This is a genomic window from Rhizobium ruizarguesonis (assembly GCF_012349115.1).
In the GTDB taxonomy this organism is placed as follows: domain Bacteria; phylum Pseudomonadota; class Alphaproteobacteria; order Rhizobiales; family Rhizobiaceae; genus Rhizobium; species Rhizobium ruizarguesonis.
In genome coordinates this window covers 314,201-324,706 of sequence record NZ_PQIG01000001.1, presented here as the reverse complement: position 1 = coordinate 324,706, position 10,506 = coordinate 314,201, and the positions used below count along the sequence as shown (strand labels likewise).

Sequence of the window (10,506 nt, the reverse complement as noted above, 5' to 3'; positions counted from 1 at the left end):
CCAAAGTGAAGCCATTGAAATTACTGGCATGTCGCACTTGGAAATAGAATGTACCCTTGCGGCTACACAAAGTGGCGTAATGCATGTTATGGAACTAAAATACCAGTTTAATTACAATGATTTAGTTTTCAGCCACTATTTATACCCGCAGTTTTGCTGCCGCAAAGTCCAAAGTTGGAATGTCACATTCTCCGCGTGGAATAGCGCGGCCAGCGATCGACATTTGGCCCGCTCGAAGCCGCGCGCAACCTTGGCGCAGGCGCCGCGTCCAAGACGCTCACGGTCACAACATATCTCAACAATAAAGTGCAAACCGCAACACCGAACCGCAGCATAGTGCATCGGTCCCAGCCGACTTGCCGGTTTGCTGAAGCCTTCTCCAATAATCGAAATGACGAGGCACTTTAATGTACACAAAGATAATCGTGTTGGCCGCCGTGGCTTTCTCGGCGGTGCCGGCCTTTGCCGCCGATGCCGTGGTTCAGGATCCTGCTTACGTTCAACAGGAACAGACCCAGTCGGCCTTCGACTGGTCGGGATTTTATCTCGGGCTTCAAGGCGGATACACTTCGACGCATGCGAGCTACCTCAACGGATCCGAGCAGGATCTCGATGGAAGTTCGACGGGTATTTACGGCGGCTATAATTTCCAGCACGGTCCTTTCATCTTCGGTATCGAGAATGACTTCAACTACAACTGGAAGGATGGGAGCGACGTTTCCCTCAAATGGGACGGCTCGGCGCGCGGTCGCGTGGGATATGCCCTGGACCGTACGCTGATCTACGGAACCGGGGGTTTGGCGGCCGCGGGTGGAGAAGTCGACGTGCCTGGAATTGGCAAGAAGGACGACATTCTGATTGGCTGGACCGCCGGTGGCGGTGTGGAACGGGCCCTAACCGACAACATAATGATGCGGGCTGAATATCGCTATGACGACTTCGGACGCAAGGATTTCGGTTCGGCGCTCGGCGATTTCGAGGTGAATCAGCAAAAGGTAACAATCGGCACCAGCTTCAAATTCTGAACGTCGATCTGATCACGCCTCGACGTCGGTCGAGGCGTGATTATCCGCGAATCCGGCGCGGTGCGCACAAAGATAGGCTGATTTGACGGCCTGCCCATCGGCCGCCGGAATTGCGGCCGACCTGTATTTTTCGGGCGGTGCTGCGGATATTGGCATTGCAGGAAATCTCTGATCTAGTCTCGAACTCTCTCCGCCGGGCAGTTCAGCCGCAGGCTCATGATATTCGAAACGAGCGAGAGCTGTATTCTCATGACCACTCACCGCTTCATTCCGACGATCTTTCACAATGTCATCGGTTCTCTTCCGCCGGCCCTGCACATCGCCGACGGCGACACCGTGGTCACTGAGACGCTCGACGCCGCCGGGCATGACAAGGACGGCATCAAGCAGACATCCGGCCCCAATCCGATGAACGGCCCGATCTTCGTGGAAGGTGCTGAGCCCGGAGATGCGCTGAAGGTCGAGATCATCAGCATGATCCCGACCAGGGAAACGGGTTTTACCCGCAGCGTCGTCGCGGCCAATGTGGTCGATCCCGAGGCGGTTCGCGACCTGCCGCCGCGCGATATCGCCATCTGGGCCATCGACCGTGAGGCATTGACCCTCCGGCTTTCCGAGCCGGTCGGCGGCCTCGAAAATTTCGTTCTGCCTCTCGCCCCGATGATCGGCTGTTTCGGCGTGGCGCCCAGCCTCGGCCAGGCGATATCGACCGCAACCAGCGGCGAATATGGCGGCAACATGGACTATCGGCTGTTCGGCCCCGGCACTACCGTCCGCTTGCCCGTAGCGGCTCCCGGCGCCTTGTTCTTCCTCGGCGACTGCCATGCCGTGCAAGGGGATGGCGAGATCGTCGGAACCGGCGTCGAGACGACGTTCGAGGTCACCGTGCGTCTGACGGTGGAAAAGAAGGCCGGACTGGTCTGGCCGCGCGGCGAAACCGCTGACGACATCTTCACCATCGGCAACGCCCGGCCCCTCGATCAGGCGCTCCAGCACGCGACCAGCGAAATGCTGAACTGGCTGGCCTCGGATTATGGCCTCGACAAGACGGCGGCCAGCCATCTGCTCGGCCAGGTGGTGCGCTATGACGTCGGCAACGTCTTCGATCCGGCCTATACGATGGCTTGCCGTGTTGCCAAGAAGTGGCTGACCCGCGGATAGGTCGCTCAGGCTGAACGTCACACGATATCTTGCCGGATCTCAGGACGAAATGACTCGAGGGCAACGGCAATATCCGTGCGGCCACGGCGGATTTCGCCGACACCGGCTTCGGCTCCGATCAGGCCTTTATTGTGCGCCTCGGCGAGCCTGACGATCAGCTCCGCGTAACTTTCCGAAAGCCCCGACCGCATCAGCGTTGCCGGCCAATTGGCGCGTGGCAGTTCGTGTGCAACGACGCTCCGCGCCAGCACCTGGCCTAAAGCCGCGGCGATGTCGAGCGCCGTGTATTCCCGCGGCCCTTCGCCATGGACAATCCGCGGCAAAGGGCCATGATCCTCATCGGTCAGCAGAAGGTCGGCGGCCATATCGCCGATATCGGCGGCGGAGACGGTCGCGAAAGGTCGCGACAGCGGCAGGTGCATGCTTGGCATCACACCGGTCTCACCGGCGATCGTCAGGTAGCGTGCCCAGTTTTCCATATGTTCGGCCGAACGCAGGAAGACCATCCTGGCGCTGCACTGCCGGAACCGCTCCTCCATCGCACGGAAGAGGCTGGTTATGCCGGTATCGATCGTCAGATGCGCGCCGTAATCCGAGATTGCCAGGATGCACGGCGGCCGGGCGGCATCGATCGCCTCCGCCATCCGCTCGATCGACTGCAGCATCTGGCGGCTGGCATCGGCGGCGCGAGGATTGATCGGGCAGATGAGCTGTACAGCCGTCGCATCTCTCATCGCGACGGCCATGGCATCGGCATCGCCGACCTCGGCGATGCCGATCTCACATCCGAGCGCCGCAAGGGGTGCGGCTCTAGCGGGATCACGGAGCACTGCCCTGACGGGTGCGCCCTTGGCCCGAAGTCTTGTTATCGTTGCCTTGCCGACCTTGCCGGTGGCGCCAAAGATGACAAACATGATCATTCCTTCGACTGAGAACAGAGGAAGGAAGATGTACTGCCGCCGGGGGCATTGCCTGCGCATTCGGCCGATCCCTTGCAGGATCGGCCAATTTTTTTAATTGCGGAAGCGGGTGATGGTGCCGGGGCTGATGCCAAGCAGCCGCTTCATGCTGTTTGCCATATGGCTTTGATGCGCAAAGCCGGCCTCAAGCGCAATCTGGCTCAAGGGCAGGCCGGAACTCCGGATCAGCACCTCGACGCGAGCCACCCGGCGGTGCAGCACATACCGATGCGGCGGCATACCGAAACTGTTTCGAAACTGTGTCTTCAGATGCGAGAGGCTCAGTCCGGCAAGACCTGCCAGTTCGGCAAGCGAAAGCGACGTGTCGAGATTATCCTCAATGTAGTCGGCAAGCATCCGCTTCCGACGGGGCGAGAGCGCTCTGCCGCTATCCACTGGGCGAGAGCTGCCGCTGCCCGCCTCGACCAGACGGAGCGCCAAGGCCGTCGCCAGTGTATCGGCATAGAGATTGTCGGACGGCACATCCGCCTCGAGTTCCGCTTTCAAGGCCCAGACGATTGCCTCGAGCCGCGGATCACGGAGCTGAAATTGCGGCACGATTGCCGTCGCGGGATCGCGGCCGAGATCGATCGCAGCCCGATGGAAAAGATCCTTGCTGATCTTCAGCCGCAGGATCATGCATTCGCGGTCGTCCTCCCAGACACCATCAAGGCCGGCTGGCACCACGTCGATATCGCCATGCTTCTGCAGTCGGCGATGCTCCCGCCCGTCACAGCGGCATTGGGCCCGCACCGGCCGGCCGACATGGATTCCGAGGCGATGATAGGGCGTGCCTGAAATATGCGTGCGGCCAGGCGGGATGCGCACAAGATCGGCCTCCAGACCGCGCCAGCCGCGCGCCCTGCTCGTTGCGAGGATTGTCGCGCTGCCTGTCTGCGGATGATCGTTCATCGGCCCGTTTCCTTCGCTCTCGAAGGGACAGACTATCCCAAGCGTCGCCTTCGCGGCAAGAAACGGTGTTGCCGGCGTGGGCGGGTTTTCTCAATCGTGCCGTGACAGGAAACCGGAAACGGTTGCCAGGCAAAGCTGCTTTTCCTCGACATGCGGCATATGGCTGGAATTTTCGAAGAGCACCCATTCGCAGCCGGGAACCCGTTCGAGATAGGGCCTGACCACCAGGGGTGTTGCCTCGTCGTATTTTCCCGAGATCAGCAGCGTCGGGGCTTCGATGCGGTCCAGCCTGTTCTCGATCGTCCAATCCTTCATCGTGCCGATGACGTGAAATTCGGTCGGGCCGTTCATGTTGCGGTAGACGGTGTTGTCCTCGTCCATGATTGCAAAGGTCCGCGCCACTTCAGGCGGCCACGGCACCACGCGGCAGACATGGCGGTCATAGAAGACGCGTGAGGCGGCGATATATTCCGGATCGGTGAGGCTTCCTGCCAGTTCATGCTTCAGCAGCGTATCCTGCACCTCTTTCGGCAGTTCCTGCCTCAGCCGGTTCGCCTCCGAAACCCAGGTGTGCATGTTGGCCGGCGAGTTGGCGATTACAAGTGCCTTCAGGCCTTGCGGCCGGCGCACCGCATGTTCGGCGCCGAGCATGCCGCCCCAGGACTGGCCGAGGAAGGCGTAACGATGCTGAATGCCGAGATGGGAAAGCAGCGCGTCCAGTTCTTCGAGAAACAGGCCGACCGTCCAGAAATCCGGGCCTTTTTCCGGAAGTCGGGTGGAATTGCCATTGCCGAGTTGGTCGTAATGGATGACGGGACGGCCGTCGAGGGCGGCGATATCCTTGAAGGAATCGACATAATCATGCGTGCAGCCGGGCCCGCCATGGGCAACGACGAGGGGCAGCTTGCCGCTGTCCAGCGAACCGGTGACGCGATACCAGGTGCGATAGTCGCGAAAGGGCAGATAGGCTTCATTGGTCGTGACTTCGCCCACTGGTATCTCCATCTCTTAGCAGTGATGAAAAAGCATAACGCGGCGGCGACTGTGAAGGCAGCTATCACAAGTTATAGGGTGGCCAATTATGGGTCGGCCGGTCTTCGAGCAGGCGGTAATGGGTGGCGCGAACCACCGCCTGGGTGCGGTTGCGGGCGCCGAGTTTCTTTGCCGCGGCGTTCAGGTGCATCACCACAGTCGGCACGGAACGGTCGATGATGCGGGAAATTTCCTTGGCAGAATAACCTTCCGCGGAATGGCGCAGGCACTCACGTTCCCGCTCGGTCAGGCGGATCGTACCGACGCTCTTCGCCCGCGTGTCGAAAAGCGAATAGGCGGTCTCATGGAAAACATGGGCAAGCAGATTGAAGTCGGCGATATAGCGTAATGCGTGCCGTTCGAAATCTTTGTTTCGACCGAAGCGGATGCCGGTGACGGTCGCATAGTCGCCGCGTGGCATATGAACCGGCACGGTGACGCCGGTCGACATATCGCGTTCACTCAAATAGCGCGTCACCGGCGCGGTGTCGTCGTTCATGAAACGGTTGATCAGCGTGTCAGCGTCCGGGTCATAGTTCCAGAAGAAAGGTGCGGACGTGCGTAGCGCCACCTGCTGCACCGGATCGATACGGAAATAGCCGCGATTGAACCAGTAATCGTGCATGTCGTCCGAGATATTCCGCAGCTTCAGCAGCGATGGTATCATGATCGCGCCATCGAGATCGTAGGGCACCGGCGTATAATCATAGATCAGCGCCTCGAAGCCGATCTGCTTCATCGCCTCGAAGGCCTGGTCGATCCGGCCGTCCAGCGTTTCGTGTGCTGTAAACTGCCGTCGGATCGTTCCAATATCGTCAAGAATGGGCTCGTCAAGCATGGCTGCTCCCAGGTTCGGCATCGTGCCCACCCTATCACTTCTTATAGCTGGCACAGAATGTGATTTAAGGTAAAAATTTAGCCATGCCCAAATATTGAGCAAGCGAAATCTTCTGCCGGAGCGATCAATGTGGCGTGAAATACGGCCGGACGAGCGATTCGAGATCGATGTCGATGGCTATCGCGTCGTTGCCTATAGTTTCGGGACCGGCACAGAGACGGTTTTTTGCCTGAACGGCGGGCCGGGCCTGCCCTGCGATTACCTGCGCGAGGCGCATTCCTGCCTCATCGACAAGGGCTATCGTGTCGTCGCCTTCGATCAACTCGGCACCGGCGCCTCCGACCGGCCGGACGATCTCACACTCTGGACGATCGGCCGTTATGTCGAGGAGACCGAGACGGTGCGCAAGGCGCTGGGGCTCGGCAAGATCCACATGCTCGGCCATTCCTGGGGCGGCTGGCTGGCGATTGAATATGCGCTGACCTATCCCGAGAACTTGAAGACGCTGATCCTCGAGGACACCGTCGCCGACATGCCGCATCTGATCTCGGAACTGGAACGGCTGCGCGCAGCGCTCGGTCCCGAAACAGTGTCGATGATGCAGAAGCACGAGGCGCAGGGCACCTACAGTCATCCGGAATATCTCGCGGCCGTCACCATCCTCAACTATCGCCACATCTGCCGTCTGCCGGAATGGCCGGCACCGGTGCGGCGCTCGCTCGACGATTGGAACATGGCGCCCTACGAGACGATGCAGGGACCGAACGAGTTTCTCTATATCGGCAACCTCAAGGACTGGAACCGCATCCCCGATCTGCCGCGACTGACGCTGCCGGTGCTCATCACGACGGGCGAGCATGACGAGCTGACGCCAGCCTGTGCGCTCAGGATGAAGCTTGCGCTGCCGAATGCCGAGCTGAAGGTATTTGCCAACGCCAGCCATATGCCGTTCTATGAGAACCCGCAGGATTATTATCCGGCGCTTCTCGATTTTCTCGACCGGCACAAGGCAGGCTGATGCAAGAGGGAGCGGACCGAACCCGACGAAGACAAAGGGGCGATCGCCGTCATGCATCGCTATAAATTCGTTCTGACGCGACCGCTGCAGTTCCTGCCCGTGATCTTCGGCATCAGCGTCATTACTTTCATTCTGGTCCGGCTGATCCCCGGCGATCCGGCGCGCAATATCCTCGGGACGCGTGCGACGCCGGCGGCCCTTGCCAGCATTCGCGCCCAGTACGGCCTCGACCAGCCGATGTGGCTGCAATATGTCTATTTCCTCAAGAACCTCGCCAATGGCGAGATGGGTAAGTCGATTCTTTATAAGATCGACGTGCTGAAGCTGATCGTCACCCGCATCGAGCCGACGCTTGCGCTCGTCGTCTCCAGCGTCGTGCTTTCGGTCCTGATCGCAGTGCCGATGGCGGCGATTGCCGCACGCAATGCCGGCCGGGCGCCGGATCATGCGGTGCGCATCGTCTCGACCTTCGGCATCGGCTTTCCGCCCTTCTGGCTGGGGTTGATGCTGATCATCCTCTTCAGTGTCGAACTCGGTGTGCTGCCGGTTTCGGGCTATGGTGCGACGATCGGCGAAAAGCTGTCGCATCTGGTGCTGCCGAGCCTGACGGTCGCGCTGTCGCTCTCGACCGTGCTGACACGCAGCCTGCGGGCGGCGATGATCGAGCAGCTGAAATCGGATGTCGCGACCGCGGCGCGCGCCCGCGGCATGCCCGAAGGCATCGTCTTCTGGCGGCATGTGCTGCCGAATTCGCTGGTGCCGACGATCAATCTGCTTGCCGTCAATATCGGCTGGCTGATCGGCGGTACGGTGGTGGTCGAGAGCGTCTTTGCGCTGCCCGGCATGGGACAGTTGCTCGTCAGGGCAATTTTCTCGCGCGACTACATGGTGGTGCAGGGCGTCGCCATGGTCTTTGCCTGCGCCACCGTGCTCATCAACTTCATCGCCGACATCGTCACTGTCGCCGTCGATCCGAGGGTGAAGCTATGAGCATCGAGGCGATCGCCCCCACCTCCCCCGGCTGGCGTCGGTTCTTCGGCCGGCGGTTGATGCTTGCGCTCAGTGCCGGCCTGCTGCTGTTCTTCGTCCTGCTGGCGATCGGCGCGCCCATCGTCGCGCCTTACGACCCGATCATGCAGAACGCCGAGGTGCGCCTGCAGGCGCCTTCGCTGTTGCATCCCTTCGGCACCGACAATTTCGGCCGCGATATCCTTTCCCGCGTCATCTGGGGCGCGCGCCTCGATCTGCAGATGGCGCTGATCGGCGTCATCTTCCCCTTCCTGATCGGCACGACGGTCGGCACGATCGCCGGCTTCTTCGGGGGGATCGTCGATGCGCTGTTCATGCGCCTCGTCGATATCATCCTCGCCTTCCCTTTCCTGGTGCTGATGCTGTCTATCATCGCGATCCTCGGACCGGGCCTCGGCAGCTTCTATATCGCCATGGCGCTGGTCGGCTGGGTCTCCTATGCGCGGCTGATCCGGGCGCAGATGCTGGTGCTGAAGGGCAGCGACTATGCCGTTGCCGCCGTCAGCCTCGGCTTCAGCCGGCCGCGCATCATGTTCCGCCACCTGCTGCCGAACGCGATCGCCGGTTCGATCGTCTTTTCTATGTCCGATGCGACGCTGGTGCTGCTCAGCGGCGCTGCCGTCAGCTATCTCGGCCTCGGCGTCCAGCCGCCGATCGCCGAATGGGGTGTCATGGTCGCGGAAGGACAGAGCTTCATCACAACAGCATGGTGGATCACGCTGTTTCCCGGCCTCTCCATCGTCTGCCTCGCCTTCGGCTTCAGCATGCTGGGCGATGCGCTCGGCGAACTGCTGGGGGTGCACGAATGAGCGGCTCCGTGCTGTCCGTCCGTGATCTCACCGTCAGGGCGCATGTCGATTCCGGCCCGCGCACGCTGCTCGATGCGGTCTCGCTCGACCTCGGCAAGGGCGAGATCCTCGGTCTTGTCGGCGAGAGCGGCTCGGGCAAGAGCCTGTTCTGCCGTTCCCTGGTGCGCCTGCTGCCCTCCTCGCTGCTGAAGATCGAAAGCGGTAGCGTGCTGCTCGAAGGGCGCGACCTCATGCGGATCGACGATGGCGAGATGCTGAAAGTGCGCGGCGGCGACATCGGCATGATCTTCCAGAACCCGACCAGCCATCTCGACCCGGTGATGCGAATCGGCGATCAGATCGCCGAGGGCATCCGCTATCACCAGGGGCTCGGCGCCCGCGAGGCCCGGGCCGCGGCAACGGAAATCCTGGCGCAGGTCGGTTTTCCCGATCCGAAGCGCCAGTACGACAGTTATCCGCACGAATTTTCCGGCGGCATGCGGCAGCGGGCGATGATCGGTGTGGCGCTGTCCTGCAATCCGAAGATCCTGATCGCCGACGAGCCGACCACGGCGCTGGACGTGACCATTCAGGCGCAGATCCTGCGGCTGTTGATTGACATTCGCGATCGGCGCGGCCTGTCGATCATTCTGATCACCCACGATCTCGGTATCGTCGCCCAGACCTGCGACCGCATCGCCGTGCTGCGCGGCGGCAAGCTACTCGAAGAGGGGCCGAAGCGGACGATCCTGGCGCGGCCGCAGCATCCCTATACGATCAACCTGATCAACAGCCACCCTTCCCTGCCGAGCGAGATATCAGCGCCGCTGCTCGAGAATGCCGAGGCCAGCAAACCGGCCAGGCCATTGCTCGAAATCGACGATCTCCACGTGCGTTTCAGAGCCGGCGGCGCCCTGCTCAGGGGCGGTGCCAAGACGGTCAGCGCCGTTGCTGGCGTCAGCCTGCAGATCATGCCGGGCGAGACGGTCGGCATCGTCGGCGAATCCGGCAGCGGCAAGAGCACGCTTGCCCGCGCCGTGCTCGGCCTCACACCGCTTTCCTCGGGTCACGTCACCTTCGACGGCGTCGATCTGGCGCTGCAGAAAAGCGCTGGCCTGGCAAAGCTCAGGCGCGAGACGGCGATGGTGTTCCAGGACCCATACAATGCGCTCAATCCGAGGCTGACGATCGGCCAGATGCTGGCCGAGGTGCTGAAGGTGCAGGGCAAGGTCGCCAGGGCCGATATTCCTGCGCGGATCGGCGAACTGCTCGATCTCGTCGGCCTCGAACGCGAATTCGCCGGCCGCAAACCGCGCAGCATGAGTGGCGGCCAGTGCCAGCGCGCCGGCATCGCCCGGGCGCTGGCCGTCGATCCGAAGCTGATCATCGCCGACGAATGCGTGGCGGCCCTCGACGTCACCATCCAGGCCCAAATCATCGAACTCTTCCGCGAGCTCACGGCGAAGATGAACCTCACGCTGATCTTCATCGCCCATGATCTCGCGATCGTCCGCAATCTATGCGAACGCGTCGTCGTGATGTATCGCGGCGAAATCGTTGAGGAAGGCCGCTCCGAAGACGTCTTCGCGCGGCCGAAGCATCCCTATACGGCGGCGCTGATCGCCGCCATTCCCGACATCGATCCTGACAAGCGGCTGCTTCAAGACGCCGACGGCAAGGACGATCCGCATTCGATGCCGATCCTGCCCATCAAACGCATGCCATAACAACGAAGGGAACGAAC

The 10,506-nt window shown here is 61.3% G+C and carries 11 protein-coding genes; 7 read left to right on the top strand and 4 right to left on the bottom strand.

What is annotated here, in order from left to right; all coding sequences use genetic code 11:
- The 3 genes from C3Y91_RS37640 to C3Y91_RS01420 form a co-directional block, all read left to right on the top strand.
- The coding region (locus C3Y91_RS37640; RefSeq protein WP_210267736.1) for a hypothetical protein at positions 1–337 on the top strand (337 nt) is incomplete at its 5' end.
- 70 nt (positions 338–407) lie between these two features.
- Positions 408–1,025: an outer membrane protein gene (locus C3Y91_RS01425; protein ID WP_130657714.1), complete on the top strand. Its 618-nt coding sequence runs from the start codon at positions 408–410 to the stop codon at positions 1,023–1,025.
- Positions 1,026–1,274: 249 nt separating this feature from the next.
- Positions 1,275–2,186 (top strand): acetamidase/formamidase family protein, encoded by a 912-nt coding sequence (locus tag C3Y91_RS01420; protein ID WP_027688754.1) that lies wholly within the window; start codon positions 1,275–1,277, stop codon positions 2,184–2,186.
- Between the two features lie 17 nt (positions 2,187–2,203).
- Here the strand turns inward: C3Y91_RS01420 and C3Y91_RS01415 are convergent, their stop codons facing one another.
- The 4 genes from C3Y91_RS01415 to C3Y91_RS01400 all read right to left on the bottom strand — a co-directional run bounded on the left by C3Y91_RS01415 (position 2,204) and on the right by C3Y91_RS01400 (position 5,927).
- Positions 2,204–3,106, bottom strand: coding sequence for an NAD(P)H-binding protein (locus C3Y91_RS01415; protein WP_027688755.1), 903 nt, complete (start codon positions 3,104–3,106; stop codon positions 2,204–2,206).
- 93 nt (positions 3,107–3,199) lie between these two features.
- A complete protein-coding gene (locus C3Y91_RS01410) occupies positions 3,200–4,057 on the bottom strand; it encodes a helix-turn-helix domain-containing protein (RefSeq protein ID WP_168574898.1) in 858 nt (285 codons plus the stop codon).
- A gap of 90 nt (positions 4,058–4,147) precedes the next feature.
- On the bottom strand, positions 4,148–5,050 hold the full coding sequence (locus C3Y91_RS01405; protein ID WP_018069402.1) for a proline iminopeptidase-family hydrolase: 903 nt from the start codon (positions 5,048–5,050) through the stop codon (positions 4,148–4,150).
- Between the two features lie 64 nt (positions 5,051–5,114).
- Positions 5,115–5,927: a helix-turn-helix transcriptional regulator gene (locus tag C3Y91_RS01400; RefSeq protein WP_018069401.1), complete on the bottom strand. Its 813-nt coding sequence runs from the start codon at positions 5,925–5,927 to the stop codon at positions 5,115–5,117.
- A 127-nt stretch (positions 5,928–6,054) separates the two neighbouring features.
- Between C3Y91_RS01400 and C3Y91_RS01395 the strand changes: the two genes are divergently transcribed.
- From C3Y91_RS01395 to C3Y91_RS01380, 4 genes are read left to right on the top strand one after another with little or no spacing between them, the layout of a single operon-like run.
- Positions 6,055–6,945 (top strand): proline iminopeptidase-family hydrolase, encoded by an 891-nt coding sequence (locus C3Y91_RS01395; RefSeq protein ID WP_168574897.1) that lies wholly within the window; start codon positions 6,055–6,057, stop codon positions 6,943–6,945.
- A 51-nt stretch (positions 6,946–6,996) separates the two neighbouring features.
- The gene (locus tag C3Y91_RS01390) at positions 6,997–7,935 is read left to right on the top strand and encodes an ABC transporter permease (RefSeq protein WP_018069399.1); all 939 of its coding nucleotides are present in this window, start codon (positions 6,997–6,999) and stop codon (positions 7,933–7,935) included.
- Positions 7,932–8,783, top strand: coding sequence for an ABC transporter permease (locus C3Y91_RS01385; RefSeq protein WP_024320175.1), 852 nt, complete (start codon positions 7,932–7,934; stop codon positions 8,781–8,783). The genes C3Y91_RS01390 and C3Y91_RS01385 overlap by 4 nt, the downstream gene beginning before the upstream one ends.
- Complete coding sequence (locus C3Y91_RS01380) at positions 8,780–10,489, top strand: dipeptide ABC transporter ATP-binding protein (RefSeq protein ID WP_168574896.1); 1,710 nt, start codon at positions 8,780–8,782, stop codon at positions 10,487–10,489. The genes C3Y91_RS01385 and C3Y91_RS01380 overlap by 4 nt, the downstream gene beginning before the upstream one ends.
- Positions 10,490–10,506: the final 17 nt, after the last annotated feature.

What these genes read in the sequence shown, in the direction of transcription:
- C3Y91_RS01425 (WP_130657714.1), top strand. Translation starts at nt 408, where the DNA reads ATGTACACAAAGATAATCGTGTTGGCCGCCGTGGCTTTCTCGGCGGTG.
- C3Y91_RS01420 (WP_027688754.1), top strand. Translation starts at nt 1,275, where the DNA reads ATGACCACTCACCGCTTCATTCCGACGATCTTTCACAATGTCATCGGT.
- C3Y91_RS01415 (WP_027688755.1), bottom strand. Translation starts at nt 3,106, where the DNA reads ATGATCATGTTTGTCATCTTTGGCGCCACCGGCAAGGTCGGCAAGGCA.
- C3Y91_RS01410 (WP_168574898.1), bottom strand. Translation starts at nt 4,057, where the DNA reads ATGAACGATCATCCGCAGACAGGCAGCGCGACAATCCTCGCAACGAGC.
- C3Y91_RS01400 (WP_018069401.1), bottom strand. Translation starts at nt 5,927, where the DNA reads ATGCTTGACGAGCCCATTCTTGACGATATTGGAACGATCCGACGGCAG.
- C3Y91_RS01395 (WP_168574897.1), top strand. Translation starts at nt 6,055, where the DNA reads ATGTGGCGTGAAATACGGCCGGACGAGCGATTCGAGATCGATGTCGAT.
- C3Y91_RS01390 (WP_018069399.1), top strand. Translation starts at nt 6,997, where the DNA reads ATGCATCGCTATAAATTCGTTCTGACGCGACCGCTGCAGTTCCTGCCC.
- C3Y91_RS01385 (WP_024320175.1), top strand. Translation starts at nt 7,932, where the DNA reads ATGAGCATCGAGGCGATCGCCCCCACCTCCCCCGGCTGGCGTCGGTTC.
- C3Y91_RS01380 (WP_168574896.1), top strand. Translation starts at nt 8,780, where the DNA reads ATGAGCGGCTCCGTGCTGTCCGTCCGTGATCTCACCGTCAGGGCGCAT.